Consider the following 20,255-nt stretch of genomic DNA (forward strand, 5'->3'; position numbering starts at 1 on the left):
GCCAACCTAGATAGAAAAGACGACTCAAAATCCACATTTGTGAATTTTTAAGTCGTCTTTTTTCTATTTCGTTTTTGGATTCTAAAAAAACTAATGGTTTTTCAGTGCCCTCACTTTGGCCTCTTCTCATTCTTCGTCTTCTGACACATGATTTACGATGTCATACAAAATTTGTTGACTATTTATGATTGGCTCATTTGCAAACCTAAGTCGATAATGATAGACACCATGTTTACTTTGAATTCTCGCCTTCACATTATCTGACAGTACCAATGCAATGATTTCTTTAATCCTTTTTTTCAATTTACCATCAAAAATAGGAAACAATATTTCTACTCTTTTCTCCATATTCCTTGTCATCAGGTCCGCTGAGGATAAAAAGATTTTCTCTTCTCCATTATGATGAAAATAATAGATTCTGCTGTGTTCTAAAAAACGACCAACAATACTGCAAACGGTAATATTTTCACTGACGCCCTCGATTCCGGGACGAAGGCAGCAAGTACCTCTGACAATTAAATCAATTTTTACTCCAGCGTTTGAGGCTTCATAAAATTTCATAATAATTTGCTTATCTGTTAATGAGTTCATTTTAGCTATGATACGACCATTATTAAAACGTTTATGATATTCGATTTCCGCATCTATTAATTGGATAAAATCCTTGCGAATATCTAATGGAGAAATGGAAAGATGGTGAAATTTCGGTTTCTCAGTAAATCCACTTAAATAATTAAAAAAATTTGTCGCATCAATTCCAATCTTTCGTTTTGAGGTGAACAAGCCCATATCTGTGTATATTTTTGCTGTTGCATCGTTATAATTGCCCGTACCTAAATGAACAAAACGCTGAATGTTATTATTTTTACGCCGTACTACTAGTGTGATTTTACTATGGGTTTTTAATGATGAAATTCCATAAATAACATGGCAACCAGCTCTTTCCAATTCCTTTGCCCATTGAACATTGTTTTCTTCATCAAAACGTGCTTTTAACTCAACTAAAACGGTTACTTGCTTCCCATTTTCCGCTGCTTTTTCAAGTGCCTTAATAATCGGAGAATCACCGCTAACTCGGTATAAGGTTTGTTTGATTGCTAACACATCCGGATCGTTTGCCGCTTGGGAAACAAAATCGATTACAGGTTCAAATGACTCATATGGATGATGGAGAAGAATATCCCGTTTCGATATTACATCAAAAATATTTTGCTTTGGCTGAATATCTTGTGATGGCTTAGGTATCATTGCATCATAGACTAAATGATCCTTCACCTTCGAAAAAGTTTTATAAAAATCAAATAGGAAGGTTAAATCCAGCAAGTCATTAATTAAATATATATCTTTTTCATGAACTTCAAGTTCTTTCAAAAGATAGTTTAATATTTCATCATTACAGGTGCTTTCCTTAATTTCTAACCTAACTGCTGCTCCCCATTTCCGCTTTTTTAACTCCTCTTCGATTTCCTTTAGTAAATCTCTTGCCCCTTCCTCGTCAATTGTCATGTCAGCATTTCGAGTAATTCTGAACTGAGTGATGGCTTTTATGGTATAACCTTTAAATAGCTTATTAATATGATGACTTATGATATCCTCAAGCAAGACAATTTTATTTATGTCCTTATCAAAATCTAAACAAACAAATCGCTCTAATACAGCCGGAACTTGTACTATAGCTAGTTTTGGTAGGTCTTCATCAGCCTCATCATGATCCTCTAATAAAATGGCAAGATTAAGACTTTTATTTAAAAGCATGGGAAAGGGTCGATATGCATCAATCGCCATTGGGGTTAGTACTGGAAAGATATGTACATCAAAATGGTCCTTGACAAACTTCCTTTCACGTTCGGATAAATTGTTAATATTTTTTACCAACTCAATTTTTTCAATTTTTAACTCTGGAATTATCTCCGCAAAAGTATCATATTGCAAATCTACTAAGCGATGATTCTTTTGAGAAATGGCACACAATTGCTCTTTCGGAGTTAATCCAGCTTTATTTTCCGGCTTATTAAAACCTGCTTTCACCTGATCCTTCATGCCTGCAACTCGAACCATAAAAAACTCATCTAAATTCGAACTAAAAATTGCCAAAAATTTGATTCGCTCTAACAATGGATTGTCTGAATCCATTGCTTCTTCTAATACCCTTTCATTGAAAGCAAGCCAACTCAATTCTCTATTGTTATAAAATAATGGATGATCAAGTTGGAGTGGTTTTTTCGATATAGTCGTAATCACCAAAATACACTTCCTCATTACTATGAAAATTAACATTATTAAAAATATTTTCTATATTAATGTTATCATAATAATATTCTGTGGTATTAAATGGGTGTAAAGTGTTTGTAAAAGAATTGTAAAATTGAATACTATTAGGAAAACAAAATTTCAATATTTCGTTTCAATGCTTTTTCTAAATGCTTTTTTTGTTTATTTGCCTGATATTCTTCAGGTTTCCAATCTTTTTTGCATAAAGCCTCAAGAAGAATTGTTCCATCGCTTACACTTAGCTTTAAGCAATCGACAACATTTCGCTTTGTACTATTTAAGCTATTTGCCAATTTTAATATCGCACCAAGAAGCCTCATTTTTTTCAATTCATTTTTGGTATACCAATGCTGATAATGTTCAACAAATTGGCGGAATAAGTCCTTTTTCTTGTATGAAGATATTAAAGCAAGTTTAACTCGGTCCTTATGCTTCATTCCATCAATCATCCGATTGGTTAATAAGTAAAATGTATGTTCACTACTGGATTCATTAGAAACATGCTCTCCAAAATTATAAATCGAAGCGCCTTTCATTAAATAAAAAAGATCTTCATCAGTAAATTCTGCCAAAGCAAGTTTCTGTAATTGTGTAAATATTGAAAGGGCTAGATAAGATACTTGCTTAGCATGTTTCTGGTCAACTTCATAATCCTGTGCCAAAAGAAATAAACTCTTCTCCACGACATTTTTAAAAGTCTTTGATCCATGTGGTCTAGATAATTCTTTATAGAAGATCCCATCCCTTAGTCCCTTTCTGCTAATCAAGAACGTAGTGGTACTAGAAGTATCCATGATTTGTTCAAATACAAGAACGGCTGGCATGATAATATCGGCACGATCACTTGCTAATCCATCCACTTTCGTTAGTTGCGAAAAGGATAGTGGAGCAAGCAATTCCTTAACTTCTTGTATGTCAGTTAGTGCCATTTCATATTGGTGGATATCAGCTAGTGGATATTTGGTAATTGCTTGATGAATCTGGGCCATATTTCGCGCACTTCCACCGATTGCAATAACAGGAACTTGTTTATTTTTCAACCAATCCAGCGTTTCAAAGTTCTGTTGCACAAATGTACTAATTCTTTGGTTCTCCTCAAGTGTCGGAACTTCACCGCTTACAAATTGTTTCTTTAAGGCTAGTGCGCCGAAAGGAAAGCTATGATATTCGATTAATTCACGTTTATTAAAATAGGTAACCTCGGTACTTCCTCCACCGATATCAATCGTGATGGCTTCATCGATGGCAAATGAGTTTAACACAGCGAAATAACCGAAATATGCTTCCTCGTATTCTGATAGTATTCTAATTGAAAAATCAGTCTGCTTTTCTACTTCAGCAAGAATCTGCTGCTGATTTTTCGCTTGACGAATTGAGGCTGTTGCCACACATTTCACCTCTTTTATTTGGTGATGTCGTGTTACCTCCTGAAAACTAAGTAGTGTCCTAATTAATAGACTAATTCCTTTTGCCGAGAGAATTCTATCATTGTTCAGATATACACGTAAACGAGCAACAATTTTTACGTTTTCTATTTCCATTAAACGTCCACTCAAATCACGTTTATATATGACTAGACGCATTGTATTTGAGCCGATATCTATGATTCCATATTCATTGTACAATCTTATCAACATCCCTTCACAAATAACTTATTTACGGTTGATTATGGTTAATCCTATTTTAAAAGATTGGAAAATAAGAAACCATGATTTTTACAAAACCTTAACGATAATCGACTTAAAAATACAATTTGTTCTATGGGAAAGTATTTTTACATAAAAAAGTTATGACAAAAGCACAAAGAGACATCTTCAAACGCTAGATGTCTCTTTGTATTAGGACGTTTTAATATTTCTATTTTATACCATAACCTTACAAATATCATTAGTGAACTCGACTGGGTCAGCAATTGGCAGACCTTCGATTAATAATGCCTGATTGTAAAGTAGTTTTGTATATAATTCAAGTTTTTGTTTGTCAGACTCAAACGCAGCCTTCAATGATTGGTATACCTCATGGTTTTTATTGATTTCAAGGATTTTATCTGCTTTTACTTGTTGAGTATTATCCGGCATTGCTGCAAGAATCTTTTCCATTTCAATTGAAATGTCACCTTCCGTCGCTAGACAAACCGGGTGAGATTTCAAACGTTTTGAAATACGGACATCCTTCACCTTTCCAGCCAAGGCTGACTTCATATAATCAAACAGTTCTTTGCTTTCTTGATCCTCTGATTCAGAGTCAGACTTATTATCTTCTCCTTCGATGCCAAGGTCATCACTCGAAATCGATTTAAATTCTTTTTCTTTGTAATTCATCAACATTTTTATCGCAAACTCATCAATATCCTCAGTGAAGAACAGGATTTCAAAACCTTTTTCAGAAACAAATTCGGTTTGCGGAAGCTTTTCGATTCTTTCGACGGATTCACCAGCTGCGTAATAAATGTATTTTTGATCCTCAGGCATTCTAGATACATATTCTTCCAAGGTGACTAATTTCTTCTCTTTTGAAGAATAGAACATAAGTAAATCTTGGAGGGCGTCTTTATTAGCACCAAAATCTGCATATACTCCATATTTTAGCTGACGGCCAAACGAATTATAGAACTTTTCATATTTCTCTCTATCATTCTTAAGTAGGCTTTGTAGCTCACTCTTAATTTTCTTACCAATATTTTTGGCAATAAGCTTTAATTGACGGTCATGTTGAAGCATTTCCCGTGAGATGTTTAGCGATAAATCCTCTGAATCAACCATACCTTTAACAAAACTAAAGTGATCTGGCAAGAGATCAGCGCATTTATCCATGATAAGAACGCCGTTAGAGTATAACTCGAGCCCTTTTTCAAATTCTCTCGAATAATAGTCAAATGGAATATTTTCTGGAATATACAGGATTGAATTGTAACGAACTGTTCCATCGACCGTAATATGGATTGATTTTAGCGGTTTATCAAAACCATAGCGTTTTTCCGCATAAAAGTTCTCATAGTCTGCATCGGTCAGCTCGTTTTTATTTTTCCGCCAAATTGGAACCATGCTGTTAATTATTTCTTCTTCTGTGTATTGTTCGTACTCACTTTCGCTGCCCTCTTTTAGCTTGCTCTTTGTCACATCCATTTTGATTGGGTAGCGGATAAAGTCAGAGTATTTTTTGATGATTGTTTTTAAGCGATACTCATCGAGATAATCATCATAATTTTCATCTTCTGTGTTTTCTTTGATTTTTAACGTAATTTCTGTTCCTACTTCTGCTTTGTCAACAGCTTCAATCGTGTAGCCGTCTGCACCTGTTGATTCCCACTTATAAGCGATATCACTGCCTAGTGATTTACTTACGACCGTAACAGTGTCAGCAACCATAAAAGCAGCATAAAAGCCAACACCAAATTGACCGATAATATCGAAACCATCTTTAAGCTCGGTTTCTTTTTTGAAGGCTAAAGAACCGCTCTTAGCAATTGTACCAAGATTTGTTTCTAGTTCTTCCTTCGTCATCCCAATTCCAGTGTCGGTGATTTTCAACGTGCGGTTTTCTTTGTCATGCACAATTTTGATAAAATAATTGTCTTTGTCAAAACTTAATGATTCATCCGTCAAGGCTTTGTAGTAGATTTTATCGATTGCATCACTGGCATTGGAGATTAACTCTCTTAAAAATACTTCCTTATGCGTATAGATGGAGTTAATCATCATTTCTAATAGGCGTTTTGATTCTGCTTTAAATTCCATTTTTTCCATATTGATTTCCCCTTTCGCTTATGTAAAACTACGACTGTTTAAAAATGCATCATCTTTATGATAGTCATAAAAATTGAACGACAAACAAATTAGCACTCAAGTTAACCGAGTGCTAAATCATACCTTTTTAATATCATATTCTTTATTTTTCTGTCAAGAGTTTCGCTGGAAGTTTCCTTCTTAATATAAATCCAACGCGTTTTGATGCATTATTTAAGTGATAATTCACCTATTTGTGCATTTGAAGTTAAGTCGTGTGCACTGATATTGTCCGGAGATAGAGCGTAAATAGTATCTCCTATTGTTACAAGTCTTTGAATGGTATTTTCCCATTGTTCAAATTGACCTTTTTCGGTCTCATGACTAATCTTTAGCTGAAGTGTAAAGCCTGTTTCGGGATTGATTTTGTAAAGATAGGCACCTTGAAACTCATAAATTTGTTCGTATTCATTTTTCGTGCTGTTTTGATAAACAGAAATCGGGAAACCAAATAAGTCTTTATTTTTATTAAAAAGAAGCGCTTTATGATCATAATTTAATGTTGAATAGGTTCCACGACCTCCGATGACTTCAGTATATTTCTCTTTAGGATTGCTCATATCACTGACATCAAACAATGAGATTTTCACGCCATTTGTTATGACGCGAGGTGGGCCATTTGAAGCCTTATCATCGACAAGCTTTGTGTCCTGGCCAAAGCCGATAATATGGTTTTCATCATATGGATGCAGATAGTTACTAAAGCCAGGGATTTTTAATTCACCGAGTACTTTTGGCTGTGTTGGTTCTTTGGCGTCAATAACGAATAGTGGGTCAGTCTCTTTAAAGGTTACCATATAGATTTTGTCACCAAGAAATCTTGCTGAATATATCCGTTCACCTCGGGCAAGTTCAGAAAGATTTCCGACCTGCTTTAAGTTCTCATTTAATATCAATAACTGATTTGTTGAAGGCTGTCGTTCGTCCCATGCGTATCCCTTTGTCGTGACTAGACGAAAATAACCATTATACTCATCCATCGAGAATTGATTTAACAGTGTACCAGGAACAACTGCTGAACTATGGAATTTCACTTCAGTATCCTTAACTGAAAACTTATAGATTGTACTATCTGGCGTGTTGACCTTATTTGATAAATCAAATGCTTTTTCCTCATAATGAGGGACAGCTAAATAAAGATTGTCCTTTGACATGTAAAGTTGATTTCCGCTTCCCAGGTATGTCGTGATGGCTGCTTCTTTTTCGGGCTGCGCTAAATTAAACGAAGCAATCATTGTATAGTTTGCTTCCTTTGAATCCGGAAAATATTGAATCTTATCATAATCTACTGGTATTGAAGAGGTGCTTACGACAGAATCTGAAAAAGTCGGACGGAGGTCAATCGCTTTATTTTCCTCCAGTATCCAATATTCAGGGAACTGATTCGTGATAAGGTATACGAGACCGTCGATTCTCCGCGATGACACGTAAGCTCCATCAAGCTTTATTTCGCGAATTTGCACTGGCTTTTCAGGATTTTCCACATTGTAGACAACAGCTTTTGTAGCTTGAGACACTGGTGCCATTTTCATATCTGCTACAGCAGACTGGTTTGTATTGCCGTAAGCTTCATATTTATGGCTTTGTCCAATTACGACTAACTGATTTTGATAAAGGTAAAGTTCAGTAGGTAAAAAAGAAGGATCATAACTTATCGAAGATGCTACTTTCATATTTCTAGCCTGATTAACTTCAATAATAGTCACTTGATTCTGCCGCACTTGATATATGTAATTACCATCTGTTTTAACAATGTCTGCTTCATCCACACCCTCAACCTGAACATTTGTTTCGGATGCTTGCTGATTCCCACTACTATCAGCACTTGTGGCATCGCTTGCTTTTGATTCGATCAAGTTTTCCTGTGCGCCAAAAAACGACCTTGTGCTTTCCGTGTCTTTTATAATTTTTTTGAAATAATTATCTAATTTTGCTTTTGTCCCAATTACTGGTAATTCTCCATCAGTCCATTCATTCCATTTTGGTTCGGAACTAGGCTGAAGGTAAACATATATAATGATAATCGTTAACACTGCAACTAATATGCCACTAACACCCCATAGTATTTTCATCTGAATCCCTCCTATCACATTAGACGCAAAAGGATGTCCAGAGATACATCGAACGGAAAAATATATTCTCATTACGTTTTTATTTTTAATAAAATTATGAAATTTACTTGGCTTTTTTATAAAGTTTTGTCCCGCACACATGAAAACTTATCCCATAAAATATGAATAAGATAAAACCCTCTTACGGGAAAAGGAAGATGTGGTGCTGTTTTATGAATAATAGCTATTTTACTGAGTATTCCTTTCAAAATCTCAGGGAAGCCGGAATGAGCTTTGAAGAGGTTTTTAAGCGAATCTTGCAGTTTATGAGTTTATCCCCCTGTGGAAATTATAAATTAATGATTGGAACAGATTCCCAGGTTCATAAATGTAAAACGGTCTTTATCACAGGTATCGTGATTCAAAATGAGGGAAAAGGTGTATGGGCTTGCATTAATAAGTTAACAGTCCCTAGAAAAATGGTCCATTTGTATGAGCGCATTTCCCGAGAACTTTCATTAACTGAAGAAGTTGTTTCATTTTTCACAAAAGAAAGGAAGGATCAACTAATTAACATCGTTCTTCCCTATGTCTACCAAGGCGCTTCCTTCACCATGGAAGGCCATATTGATATTGGTGCCGGAAATCGGAATAAGACAAGCGAGTTTGTGAAAGAAATGGTCGCCAGAATAGAATCAATGGGTGTTGAACCAAAGATAAAACCAGATGCCTTTGTTGCCTCTAGCTATGCAAATCGGTACACACGCTAATTGTGATCTGGGACTACTTCCCCAGATCTCTCCTATCATTCTTTCCTCTGTAGGAAATACCACATATAGAAAAAACACTAACATATGACAAAAACCTCTTATTTCCAACAAAAACTTAAGCAAGTTATACCCGAAAAACCAAAAAATATGTCATAATAGAATTACTTAGACAATTGCATGCGATTGAGGAAGTAGGTGTAACAAATTGGCGACTGAAATTGAAACGATCTATTATTTGGAAAATCCTGAGAAAAACATTGTGAAATTTGCGACAGGCTACCAATTAAGATACGACGATATTGTTAAGGATGTTTTTGGTGTCGCATGTTTAAAGGATTTACCTATGATGATTAAGTACAACAAAAGCTTTCAAGAAAGCCTCTGTAAGAGTAAGGGGATTATCGAAAGCCAAATTACGATGGAAATGGTCGTTCATGTTGCTTCTAAAAAAGAACTGCTGCAGCTGAGAAATGAACTGATTCAAGATCAGCATCAAAACGACTCTGCTCTGCAGGAAAACATCTCCTGTCCTTTTGATACTATGATTCGATTACAAGAAGGTATTTTCCAATGGGATCCAACAAGCTCTACCTATAATATTGTCAATGCTTAAATCAAAAAAATCCAGTCCTTCTATCATCGGACTGGATTTTTTGTTTCTATTCATAGGTAACTTTTACTGTGTAACCTAAGTTAGCAAAAAACTCTGTTAATACTTTTTCTGCACTTTTTTCTGCTGTCTGCAACAAACCGATGTTTGTTGCTTCCGCTTTTATTTCCTTTTGAGCTACTGAAGCAAGATCAAAGCCCTCTGACCAGTCGACTTCACTTCGAAATAACCCCTCATCAGAAAACACAATTACTTTGTCCATCTCAATAGCTGGCTCTTGGATTAATTTTGCATGGGGCAGAATAATTTCAAGTTGTTTCGTCTCTTCATCCACTTTAACTTGATTTGAAGTTATATCCTTTAAATCAACACCAGCCAGGACCGTAGCCGGTACAATTAATATTAGCTCACGCTTAGTGCCTGGAAAGTTCATCGATATCTCTTTTCCAAAGAACCGATTATCCTCTTGCTCAATTACAACTTTAATGTGAGCTTTTGCTGTTGCGAGTGTCGCAAGCTCCTGTACTTGTTCAACAAAACTTGTCTTTTCTATTTTGGTATTACCATCTGATAAATACCAAAATCCAACAGCTGCGATTAGAACTATAACGATTGATGCAATGATAATTCTTTTACCCCACATATTAATTAATAGTTTTATTAAAGATTGGGATAATACAGTGGAACTTACATGATTCCTAAGCACAACTGATGCTGCACTTTCTTTTTCGGCTTCTTTTAGTTCGTTCATGATGCTCTCAAGCTGTCGCGTTAAATCCTCTTGTTTCCCCATCTACTTCACTTCCCTTTTTGCTCATATCTAACTAGAAGTATTTTAAAATATTAAAATAAGAAATTACTATTTATTAAACCTTATTTTAACATAATTTACGACAGAGTTCGACACAACTTACACGCATATTATCCACTATTTCACTTTATCATTTGTACATTTAACAATACTATTTTTGTGTAATTATGCACGCAAACGCACGCATCAATTCCCAATTATTTGGATAAGAACCGAAATTCGGGCATGAGAAGTGATATTCCCCAGAGAATATAGGGTATAAACATTATTCCTCACTAATTGAGTCATATACTCCTAACTTTCCCGATAACCCTTGATATGATTTCTGAACATGTTACGATAAAATGAGAACACCATACGAACACACTCGGAAGAGATTACATATTTCTAAAGACGACTTAATGATATAGACAACATATCATCACCCTCACAATGAAACCAATAGAAGCCAAAACATTATTATCTTCAATATGTGCTTGACATCTACTACAATTGCTAACTAAACCTGTTAACCCGTGAGTTCCAACATTTAAACATAACGGAACGGAATCATCGTAAACCTTATATTCGGTGGTTAGTCACACTTGTCATAATCTGAATTTTCAAATCTACTAATTTTTCAGTTTTTTACCTTTTGTCTGGTATAGCTTGAAAGGAGGTGAGTTTATGGAATTTAGCATCCCTACCGCTACTTGGTTATGGATTTTAACACCAATGCCAATGTTAATTATCTTATCAATCATTACCTATTTTAAAGAAAAGGAGAGAGATCACTATGACGGCCTTTAATTCAGCGACTCTTATTTCAATCACAATTTACCTAATTGGTATGTTAATTATCGGCATCGTTGCTGCCAGAATGACTAAAGATTTGAATGATTATATCCTGGGTGGGAGGCGCCTTAGTGCTGGAGTAGCTGCTTTAAGTGCTGGATCTTCAGACATGAGCGGTTGGCTAATGCTAGGATTACCTGGTGCGGTTTATGTAAGTGGTCTAGGATCCATTTGGTTACCGATTGGCTTAGCAATTGGTGCCTACATCAATTGGCAATTTATTGCAAAACCATTTCGAATTTACAGTGAACTGGCAAATAACTCAATTACTGTTCCTGAATATTTTGAAAATCGATTCCACGATCAATCAAAACTACTCCGGGTTGTATCTGCGATTGTCATCCTGATATTTTTTACCTTTTACACATCAGCAAGTTTAGTTGGTGGTGCTGTTCTACTCGAGAATTCATTTAATGTAGATTATACTTTAGCACTTTGGATTGGGGCAGCTGTGATATTATCTTATACGCTTTTTGGTGGTTTTCTTGCTGCAAGTTGGACAGATTTTATCCAAGGGATATTAATGTTTTTAGCGCTAGTAATCATTCCAATCGTTGCCATTACTCAGCTTGGTGGTTGGAATAAGATGGTTCAAAAAATTGGAAACATTGATACATCATTCCTTAATGTGTACTCAGGAGCAACACTAATAGGAGTAATCTCTTTATTAGCTTGGGGCCTTGGATATTTTGGGCAACCACACATCATCGTACGCTTTATGGGCATCAAATCTACAAGTGAAATTCCAAAAGCAAGACTTATTGGTATGGTCTGGATGATTATTTCCCTTTTTGGAGCAATATTTGTAGGATTTGCAGGAATCGCCCATTTTTCTGAATCTCCCTTAGAAAATTCCGAAACAGTTTTTATCATGTTTTCTCAAGTATTATTTAATCCATGGATAGCAGGGTTTTTACTTGCAGCCATTCTCTCAGCAATTATGAGTACAGTAGATTCTCAATTACTAGTATCTTCAAGTGCCTTAGCACAGGATTTCTATAAGGCACTCTTCCGAAGAAATGCTTCTAAAAAAGAAGAAATGATTGTTGGCAGAATGGCTGTTCTCGGTATCGCATTGGTTGCGATTCTCCTCGGATATAATCCAAATAGTAAAGTTTTAGAGCTAGTGGGTTATGCTTGGGCTGGTTTCGGTGCAGCATTTGGACCAGTCATCATTTTAAGCCTATTCTGGAAAAGGATGACAAGAAATGGTGCATTTGCAGGTATTATTACCGGAGCTTTAACTGTAATAATATGGGGTAACATAAATGGGGGTATTTTTGATTTATACGAGCTCGCACCAGGTTTCTTATTTAGCTGCATTGCTGTTATTATCACTAGCAGGCTTGATAATGTCCCTTCAAAAGAAATACAGGATGAATTTACAACATATAAAACAACTTTGAGAGGCTAATTAGTAGAATGATTTATCAAAAAAGAGCAGGAGAGATGCCGTAATTCACGCATCCCTTCTGCTCTTTATATTTGATTTAATTGTTTATCCTACACTTAGTATAATTTTGGAAAATTCGAATGACAGCTTATGCACCAAGTACATAGAATACGTAACGACTCATTCCTTCAGCTATCGCGAAGACTAATATCGCAGCATAAAGCATTGCATAATTAGTTTTTGGCATTGATTTGACTGATAAATAACCAATCGCTGCAAGACCGGCTAATTCTATAATCCAGCGAATACCAATCATTGTTGAATATGATTCTAGTTTCATAGCAGCCGTTGACCCGTCAATCATTTCTACCTCTGGTAAATACCCAGCAAACATTGCTGAACCTGCCACTTGAATAGCAATACCAATGATTCCAAAGGCAAATGCCCATTTGATAATCTTTTGTGCTTTCTCATCTTTTACTGTAGCCGTGAGTAATCCAGCACCAAGTACTGGACCTAGTGAAAATGTTGTCCCGAAGAAGACTAAATACGTATTAAGATGATCCCAGCCATTTACACGAGTTACTGCATACGCACTTGCCATACAATAAATCGTCACTAAACCAACTATTCCAGTTACAAGAAGAAGAACCGGGTTCAATTTTTTATTTATTAATACTAATCCAGCCATTACACAAACTAAGGCAATAAAAACTCCTGTAAAGACGATTTCATTACTCATCCAAGACCGTCCGAAGCCTTTAAGAGTGTTTATCGCACTCATTGGGCTACCAAGATGGAAGAACGATCCAATCAATCCTATAATTGATAGTATGGCAATCACTAATATTGGTAACTTCATAACCTTTACCGTATCCTTGCCACTTTTCGCCAGACTACCCTGTATAAACGATAAAAATAATATACCTCCTACTGAAGCAGGAATTGCAACAGTAAAAATTAATAACGGCCATTCATGCATAAATGATCCCTCCTGCTATAGGCTTTATTGTCCTGCAATTACTAAATTTGGTTTTGTGATAGATGAGCTAGGCACACCTTTTATATCAGCATTGTTACCATATTTTTTTCGTAATTCATCGATTGGTCCAAACTCGATTGCTCTCATGATGCATGAAGATACACATACTGGATCCTCTCCATTTTCACGCAAATCCAAACAAGTATCACACTTAGTCATCTTCCCAGCTTCTTCATTATATTGTGGTGCACCATATGGACAATTCCACTGACAATATTTACAGCCTGCACATTTATCCTCATCCACTAAAACCACTCCATCTTCAGAGCGCTTGAACATTGCCCCTGTTGGACAACCCTGAACACATCCAGGATCATCACAATGATTACAAGATATTGACACATGCCATATTGATGGTTTAGGGTAAGAGCCTTCAGAAAAATCATAGACTCTTCTGAAGTTCCTTCCTACTTCTAAATCGCTTTTATCCTTACATGCAATAGTACAGGTTTTACAGCCGATACATTCTGCAACATTTATATAAAATCCCATTTGCGCCATTTAGTAACAACCTCCTTCTATTTATAATCAATCACTCGTTGCGGCCATTTAACATCTTCCTCAAGAGGATTACCTGTCCATTTTTCCACATTACATCGAGCAAGGTTAAAACCTGATGATCCTAGACCCTTTGGAATGTGCGGAACAAATAAATTATCGGCACCAGCACGGTCAATTCCGGTTTTTTCATCAATATCAATCCATGCTCCGTGAGGAAGACCAATTACACCAGGCATAATGGTTTCACATACAAGTGCAGGTCGTAATGATTTTCCGAATTCATTGGAAATCAGTACTGTATCTCCGTCCTTGATGCCAATTTCCTTTGCGTCTTTGCTATTCAAATAAACCGGATTCGGCCATGCTTCCCTAAGCTGCGGGATATTATCAAATACACTATGTGCACGTCTCAAGTAATGTGGATTAATAATTTGATATGGAAACTTTCCTTTTTTCTTTGTTTTCCAATCTTTAAACGTATCCTCATATCCATGAACTTTTGGCTCATATTTTGGAATTGGTGCTATTTCTGAATAGGCCTTTTTAGATAGTTCGTTGATTGCCTTACAGTAGATTTCAAACTTTCCACTTTCACTGGAGACTGGGTTTGCAACTGGATCTTCAATAAAATCTTGATAGGCAATAAACCCAAAATTATCTCCTTGCTTTCGAGGAACCTGATATAGGCCTTTTTCAATGAATTCTTTTAATGGGATACGTCCCTGCTGCGGTGTTCCTTCGACGCCCATTTCTTTTATGTCCTGAGCCGTAATTGTACATAACGGTTCAAAATCCACACCGTTTTCTGTAACAACTTTACTACCTGCTAATTGATTAAAATATTGTTGTTTTTCGGAATATGGGAAAACATCTTTTGGATTTTTTCCAAGCTTTTCTAAAAGTCCCTCAGCAATCATTTGATCGGATTTTGACTCATATAAAGGATCGATAATTTGCGACCAAGTGATTAAGATTTCACGATTCCCACCTTTTACTGCACCTGGTGTTTCCCATTGTGTTGTTACCGGTAAGACAATATCAGAGTATTTAGCATTTGTTGTTAAGCAATAGGCATTTGTTACAATAAACTCCACTTTTCGATGCGCTTCGATTCCTTTTGCAATATTACTTCTCGTTTGCAGCGTATTATTATAATTGTGATAAATAAATTGAATATTAGCCTTTCTTTCACCTTCGTAACGTTGCAGGAACTTTCCATCCAGAACAGCATCCCAAATTTCATTCTCGTTGATCATATTTGTAACTGGATTTTTTACCTTTGGTGTTCCTGCAGCACCTGCCTTTAGAAGCATAGGTCCCATGTTACCTGCATATTCCCAACAACTTACACCCGTCATATTTCCTGAACTTCCCATATGTCCTGTCATCATTCCAAGTGCTGAAAACGCTTGTACCCAGCCTTCGCCATTGCTGATACGTGCAGGTGACCATCCAGTTAGTAAAGAAACCCGATCTGTTCCACCTATTTCACGAGCAAGCTCACGAATTTTATTGGCAGATATTCCGCAAATTTCTGATGCCCATTCAGGTGTTTTTGGTTGACCGTCATAGGTTCCTAAAATATAATCCTTTAAGTTTTCTTTTGGATCCGCACCTTCTGGCATATGATCAGCATCGAAACCAATTGTATATTTGTTTAAGAAATCCCATTTTACTAGTTGATTAGTTGGGCTATCCTCATCTAGAAGTGTGTACATCATCCCAAACGCTAATGCATCGTCTGTTCCCGGGCGAACTGGAACCCAATCAGCATCAAATACATTGGCAGATTCAGAGTACATTGGGTCAATGACGATGAAACGAGCACCTGCTTTTTTCGCTTGTAAATAGTTATAGGTTACGCTTCCCATCGTACTCCAGGCTGGATTCGCTCCCCATAGGACAATCAATTGCGAATTTCTTAAATCTAAGCGATCATTAATACCGTTTGCTAATAAACCTTCACCGACGCCCATGTTTTCCCAAATCCAGCGCCAGGCTCCCCATGATGAGCTACCATATACTGAGCTGTATCCACCCATAGTTGCCATTACGTTCGTAATATTGACATCACCGCCGGTAACCATGATTGACTCATTGCCATATTTCCCACTAATGCGTTTTGTTTCAGATGCGATTATTTCGAATGCTTCATCCCAGCTTATTCGAACCCACTGGTCTTTTCCGCGAAGTTCCTTCTTTCCACCACCAGGTGCCCAATTTTTTCGTTTCATCGGATATCTTAGACGATCAGCACTAAACACTTGCTTCCGTTGAGAACGACCTCTTAAGCATCCACGTTGCTGTGGAAAATCAGGTGTATCCTCGTGAGTATCATCTGTTTTTTGACGAATCACAACACCATCTTTAACAAGTACTTTGTTTAAACAGCGGCTTCCGCAGTTATGCCAGCATGCAGCAGCTTTCCATACGCCTTCAGCTGATGCATCTTCAATCCCTGCAGTAGTTTCAGCTTTCGCAATCAAGCTTCGCCCGACTGGAATTGCTGCAGTAGCAGCAACTGCTGAAGTCCATCCAATAAACGATCTTCTCGTAGTTTTGAAGTCTTGAATTTTCTTTATTAGATCGATCATGATAACCCTCCTAGTTTGCTATTTTTGAAATATTTCTATTTTCAACAGTTCTTCAAGAACTTTTGAATCAATTAATAAGAAATGTTTTAGAATTATAGCCATTCCCTTAAAAAAATCTGTTTCAGCATGCTCACAAACATTATCAGAAAAATGAGGTGCGAATTTTAGGAGATGCATATTTAAAAATGAGTGCTGTTCCTTCATAAGATAAATCATTTCCGCAATAGAATAATCATGTTGCTGCTCACACGATTCGATACAAAGATGATTAAGCTGATACATGAAGTCTAGCTCTAGACCAATATGATCTTCAGCCTCAATATTAAAATGGGATGTTCGTAATCGATATTTTTCGTAAAGTTTTCGGATATCCATTGTTGTTTTTTGAAAAAGTAATTTGTCCTTTCGAACATAAATCGATTCCCATGGCGAAGCGAGTAGCTCAAACGGACCGACAAACATTTTTGTATAATCCCAATGAAGATCTTCAAAATGCCCCCGATTATGGATTACATCGTGATGTTTAAAGTATTCCTTTATCTCATTAACTCCTTGTGATAGTTCAAAAGAATCCTCTTGAAAAGGGAATAATTCAATCATGTTTTCTTGGATAAATGGTTTCAAATATATTTGAGATGGTTCCTCAATGAAAAATCTTCTTAATATGTCGTAAGCAAAATCTCTTGCATATAAAATATTTAGTACATCCTCGCTTGCGAGTCTTTGTTTAATTGCTTCCATGTTTCTCCCCACTTTCTTGGTGACTTAAATTAAATCTAGTTGAAATTCCTTAGCAGTTACCCAATCCAGTTTAACTTCACGAATAAGTTGTTCATTTCCATCCAATTCAACTACATTAGAAGATATTACGAGCTCGATATTTTTATTTTTTAGTAAACATATATGTTTAATCGGAAATTGCAAATAGTGGTGCTCATGATTGAGTGTAAAAGGGATACAATGCTTTTCCATCACCTTTTGCACTTTATATATATCGCTTCCAAAGGCTTTAGCTGTTTTAAAATAATAGTCCTTTGCTGAAAAATAATAGGTCTCATTTAAAATCTGATCTTGATTTTGCTGATAGATTTGACCCGTAAATTTATTCTCTAGTGAGCAATAATGAACTCCAAGCTGTAGCTGATTTTCTAGTGCAAATTCAACAAGTTCGAGACAGAGCTCTTGGCTACCTTCTACAGCTAATCCGCCTGCGTACCAGAAGTTATAATAAACATCAAAAGGTGGGTTTTTTAGTGCAAAGCCGCGTTCTCTAAACGCCTGAGCATTTTCTAACGGAAAACAAAATTCCAATAGATTAATTCCAAATATTTGTAGTTTCTCTAATTCTAATAATAGCGTCTTCATTTCTGCTCCAGTACCTGGAATGACTGGCATTTCGACTAAAACATCCTCAATGTATTGCTTCGCTAAAGCGATTTTTCCGAGTATATGATTTCTTTTCTGTGAAGAATCCTCGAGTTTAATGCTAAAGCGAATTTCATTTAGCCCAGTCTCCTTTAGGCGTTGCAGTAATTCTTCTGTTAACAAATCACCAGCAGTATACAATCTTGTATGGGTTTGTGGAACTAGCACATTAGCCAGCTGAAAAAAGCTAATGGTTTCCTCAGCATGGAGGAGCGGTTCGCCTCCAGTCAAAGCTAGGTGGGTAAGTTTAACTCCCTGTTGGACTAATTTAGTAAGCTCACCGTTGACATTATTATGATTCCTTACATGGAAGGAATAATGATCTTGATTTTTATTAAAACAAAAGTAGCAATCACGATGGCATTTTAATGATACAAATGATGTATAACTACCAGTTCCCGTCTGACAGGCATCACAAGCCGAAGATACTCTTTTATTCGAGCGAATGCTTTTATTGTTGTTGCTAAATATGGCTCCTTGCTTAATTAGCTTGTCAAGCTGGTCAGTTGACTTCTTAGCTTCGTCATAATCTTTTCCTAATGGTAATCCGTATTCCTGAATTTGTTTTTTTGTATTCTCTTCGATATTTTTATAGATAGCTGCGTATTGAAGTAGATTATGATTCTTTGGTTTGTGGTCGATGTTTTTTATGAGCGCATTCATTCCGGATAGCACATCCCTTTCGAAACTATTTCTCTTAAGCTGCTTATATAATCAGTCACTTTCATCGCGAAAAGGTTGAAGTAATTTTATGAATTCATTATATTGTTTTGAGGTTGTGAATAATATGGCCTCAGCAAACGAATATTTGCTTTAGTTTTTGTGCGTGGGAACAAACGGTTTTTACGGTTCTGTGACATTCATTGTTTGCCTTTTAAAGATACGTTATGATGAAAGAACTAGTTTTACTATATCTATATAGTAGAAAGGAGACGGGATAAAATGGTCGAACAGTATCCGATTCCAGATTATGTTCAAGAATTACTAGCTGTGTCTAATCAAGGAGCCCGTTCTATTCTAATTAAGTTATCAAGCCTTTTATCACTTCACGCATATATCACTGACCCTTTATTTCAAATCTCCTTTTCTTCCGATCATACTTTCTCTGTGGAAGAAGCGAATATAATAGAAATTCAAGATAGGCAAGTTATTAATGGGGCTTCTTTTACTTGTAAAATTTCATTACAATCGAAATTCCAACAAGGCTTGGCTTGCCCAATTGTGCACCATGACAATACGATTGGTTACATTATTTTATTAAACAATAAAGATGAAGATATACCCATGTATGCCGATTTGTTAAACTTTGTTGCCTCTTTATGCGGTATCCATTTGCAAAAAAGAATTGAAATGATGCAGGAAAAATCAAAGTTTAAAGAAGCATTTCTATTCAATCTTTTATTTGGAAATATGAAACAAAAAGAAGAAATCATTGAATACGGAGATATTTGGGGATGGGACTTTCGATTGCCCCATATAGCAGTCGTTTTTTCGTTATTAGATGCTGATCATTTTATTAATGACCATCAAATGCTGCAAACGATACTCCTTAAGGTTGAAAAAACACTTCTCCAAAAGAACATTAAACCCATCAGTTTAATCCGTCACAATCAGGTAACCGTCTTACTACCTGTTTCAAACCCAAATTTTGCTTTATTTCGAAAGGATCTTGAGAGTTTATCTACAGCGATATTAAATGATACGAGTTCATATATAGGAGACAAACAGCTTGCTTGTGGCTTTGGAAAAGTATATAAAAATCCCACCGAACTATTCCGAAGCTTTCAGGAAGCCAAAGTTGCCTTTGAACTAGGAATATTAATTAACATTAAGCTACCGTTTTTTTCCGACTTAGGTTTAGAGAGAATTTTATATAAACATGACCTCCAAGACTTGAAAGAATACTACGAAAATATTTTAGGTGCCCTACTTGAGTATGACGCAGCAAATGGCACCAATTTTCTAGAAACACTTGAAGCTTTTTCTTCAAACCAATTTGATATGACAAAAACATCAACTGCTCTTTTTCTACACCGGAATACATTACGTTATCGATTAAAGAAGGTGGAAGAAATATTAAATATTAAGCTAGATGACGTTAATAATCGTTTAAATATATCAGCTGCTTTCAAAATCAAACTACTACGAAAACTGACATAAAAAAGGGT

The 20,255-nt window shown here is 36.1% G+C and carries 15 protein-coding genes; 5 read left to right on the forward strand and 10 right to left on the reverse strand.

Features of this window, described 5'->3' with window-relative positions:
• Nucleotides 1-126: 126 nt before the first annotated feature.
• From FXW34_RS17110 to FXW34_RS17125, 4 genes are all read right to left on the reverse strand, one after another.
• Entirely contained in the window at nucleotides 127-2,259 is a 2,133-nt protein-coding gene (locus tag FXW34_RS17110; RefSeq protein ID WP_147535300.1) for an RNA degradosome polyphosphate kinase, read from the reverse strand.
• Nucleotides 2,260-2,375: 116 nt separating this feature from the next.
• Nucleotides 2,376-3,896, reverse strand: a complete 1,521-nt coding sequence (locus FXW34_RS17115) for a Ppx/GppA phosphatase family protein (protein WP_342780746.1) — start codon at nucleotides 3,894-3,896, stop codon at nucleotides 2,376-2,378.
• A gap of 237 nt (nucleotides 3,897-4,133) precedes the next feature.
• Nucleotides 4,134-6,017 (reverse strand): molecular chaperone HtpG, encoded by a 1,884-nt coding sequence (htpG, locus tag FXW34_RS17120; protein WP_147535266.1) that lies wholly within the window; start codon nucleotides 6,015-6,017, stop codon nucleotides 4,134-4,136.
• A gap of 209 nt (nucleotides 6,018-6,226) precedes the next feature.
• On the reverse strand, nucleotides 6,227-8,128 hold the full coding sequence (locus FXW34_RS17125; RefSeq protein ID WP_187119005.1) for a beta-propeller domain-containing protein: 1,902 nt from the start codon (nucleotides 8,126-8,128) through the stop codon (nucleotides 6,227-6,229).
• Between the two features lie 212 nt (nucleotides 8,129-8,340).
• On the opposite strand from FXW34_RS17125, the gene FXW34_RS17130 reads away from it, so the two are divergent.
• Together FXW34_RS17130 and FXW34_RS17135 are read left to right on the forward strand one after the other, a co-directional pair.
• Nucleotides 8,341-8,877 carry a ribonuclease H-like YkuK family protein gene (locus FXW34_RS17130; protein ID WP_147535268.1) on the forward strand — a complete coding sequence of 179 codons (537 nt, stop codon included), beginning with the start codon at nucleotides 8,341-8,343 and terminating at the stop codon, nucleotides 8,875-8,877.
• A gap of 205 nt (nucleotides 8,878-9,082) precedes the next feature.
• Complete coding sequence (locus FXW34_RS17135) at nucleotides 9,083-9,490, forward strand: hypothetical protein (protein WP_147535269.1); 408 nt, start codon at nucleotides 9,083-9,085, stop codon at nucleotides 9,488-9,490.
• A gap of 46 nt (nucleotides 9,491-9,536) precedes the next feature.
• On the opposite strand, the gene FXW34_RS17140 is transcribed toward FXW34_RS17135, so the two are convergent.
• Entirely contained in the window at nucleotides 9,537-10,280 is a 744-nt protein-coding gene (locus FXW34_RS17140) for a DUF4230 domain-containing protein (RefSeq protein ID WP_147535270.1), read from the reverse strand.
• 684 nt (nucleotides 10,281-10,964) lie between these two features.
• Here FXW34_RS17140 and FXW34_RS23595 point away from each other — a divergent pair.
• Both FXW34_RS23595 and putP read left to right on the forward strand, forming a co-directional pair.
• Nucleotides 10,965-11,087, forward strand: coding sequence for a hypothetical protein (locus FXW34_RS23595; protein ID WP_281292943.1), 123 nt, complete (start codon nucleotides 10,965-10,967; stop codon nucleotides 11,085-11,087).
• On the forward strand, nucleotides 11,074-12,546 hold the full coding sequence (gene putP, locus FXW34_RS17145; protein WP_147535271.1) for a sodium/proline symporter PutP: 1,473 nt from the start codon (nucleotides 11,074-11,076) through the stop codon (nucleotides 12,544-12,546). Before FXW34_RS23595 ends, putP begins: the two co-directional genes overlap by 14 nt.
• A 127-nt stretch (nucleotides 12,547-12,673) precedes the next feature.
• Here putP and FXW34_RS17150 read toward each other — a convergent pair whose 3' ends face one another.
• From FXW34_RS17150 to FXW34_RS17170, 5 genes are read right to left on the reverse strand one after another with little or no spacing between them, the layout of a single operon-like run.
• The gene (locus tag FXW34_RS17150) at nucleotides 12,674-13,507 is read right to left on the reverse strand and encodes a dimethyl sulfoxide reductase anchor subunit family protein (RefSeq protein WP_147535272.1); all 834 of its coding nucleotides are present in this window, start codon (nucleotides 13,505-13,507) and stop codon (nucleotides 12,674-12,676) included.
• 24 nt (nucleotides 13,508-13,531) lie between these two features.
• Nucleotides 13,532-14,068 (reverse strand): DMSO/selenate family reductase complex B subunit, encoded by a 537-nt coding sequence (locus FXW34_RS17155; RefSeq protein ID WP_147535273.1) that lies wholly within the window; start codon nucleotides 14,066-14,068, stop codon nucleotides 13,532-13,534.
• Nucleotides 14,069-14,085: 17 nt separating this feature from the next.
• Nucleotides 14,086-16,662 (reverse strand): molybdopterin-dependent oxidoreductase, encoded by a 2,577-nt coding sequence (locus FXW34_RS17160; protein WP_147535274.1) that lies wholly within the window; start codon nucleotides 16,660-16,662, stop codon nucleotides 14,086-14,088.
• Nucleotides 16,663-16,680: 18 nt separating this feature from the next.
• A complete protein-coding gene (locus tag FXW34_RS17165) occupies nucleotides 16,681-17,403 on the reverse strand; it encodes a TorD/DmsD family molecular chaperone (protein WP_147535275.1) in 723 nt (240 codons plus the stop codon).
• A gap of 24 nt (nucleotides 17,404-17,427) precedes the next feature.
• Complete coding sequence (locus FXW34_RS17170; protein ID WP_147535276.1) at nucleotides 17,428-18,750, reverse strand: radical SAM protein; 1,323 nt, start codon at nucleotides 18,748-18,750, stop codon at nucleotides 17,428-17,430.
• A gap of 279 nt (nucleotides 18,751-19,029) precedes the next feature.
• Here FXW34_RS17170 and FXW34_RS17175 point away from each other — a divergent pair, with 279 nt between their 5' ends.
• Nucleotides 19,030-20,247: a PucR family transcriptional regulator gene (locus tag FXW34_RS17175; RefSeq protein WP_147535277.1), complete on the forward strand. Its 1,218-nt coding sequence runs from the start codon at nucleotides 19,030-19,032 to the stop codon at nucleotides 20,245-20,247.
• The last annotated feature ends 8 nt before the right edge of the window (nucleotides 20,248-20,255 follow it).

The organism is Bacillus marasmi, assembly GCF_902168435.1.
Taxonomy (GTDB): Bacteria; Bacillota; Bacilli; order Bacillales; family Cytobacillaceae; genus Bacillus_BU; species Bacillus_BU marasmi.

Excerpts from the sequence above, each read along its gene's own strand:
- FXW34_RS17155 (WP_147535273.1), bottom strand. The coding sequence starts at position 14,068 with ATGGCGCAAATGGGATTTTATATAAATGTTGCAGAATGTATCGGCTGT.
- FXW34_RS17125 (WP_187119005.1), bottom strand. The coding sequence starts at position 8,128 with ATGAAAATACTATGGGGTGTTAGTGGCATATTAGTTGCAGTGTTAACG.
- FXW34_RS17110 (WP_147535300.1), bottom strand. The coding sequence starts at position 2,259 with ATGAGGAAGTGTATTTTGGTGATTACGACTATATCGAAAAAACCACTC.
- FXW34_RS17175 (WP_147535277.1), top strand. The coding sequence starts at position 19,030 with ATGGTCGAACAGTATCCGATTCCAGATTATGTTCAAGAATTACTAGCT.
- putP (WP_147535271.1), top strand. The coding sequence starts at position 11,074 with ATGACGGCCTTTAATTCAGCGACTCTTATTTCAATCACAATTTACCTA.
- htpG (WP_147535266.1), bottom strand. The coding sequence starts at position 6,017 with ATGGAAAAAATGGAATTTAAAGCAGAATCAAAACGCCTATTAGAAATG.
- FXW34_RS17170 (WP_147535276.1), bottom strand. The coding sequence starts at position 18,750 with ATGAATGCGCTCATAAAAAACATCGACCACAAACCAAAGAATCATAAT.
- FXW34_RS17165 (WP_147535275.1), bottom strand. The coding sequence starts at position 17,403 with ATGGAAGCAATTAAACAAAGACTCGCAAGCGAGGATGTACTAAATATT.
- FXW34_RS17150 (WP_147535272.1), bottom strand. The coding sequence starts at position 13,507 with ATGCATGAATGGCCGTTATTAATTTTTACTGTTGCAATTCCTGCTTCA.
- FXW34_RS17130 (WP_147535268.1), top strand. The coding sequence starts at position 8,341 with ATGAATAATAGCTATTTTACTGAGTATTCCTTTCAAAATCTCAGGGAA.
- FXW34_RS17140 (WP_147535270.1), bottom strand. The coding sequence starts at position 10,280 with ATGGGGAAACAAGAGGATTTAACGCGACAGCTTGAGAGCATCATGAAC.
- FXW34_RS17160 (WP_147535274.1), bottom strand. The coding sequence starts at position 16,662 with ATGATCGATCTAATAAAGAAAATTCAAGACTTCAAAACTACGAGAAGA.
- FXW34_RS23595 (WP_281292943.1), top strand. The coding sequence starts at position 10,965 with ATGGAATTTAGCATCCCTACCGCTACTTGGTTATGGATTTTAACACCA.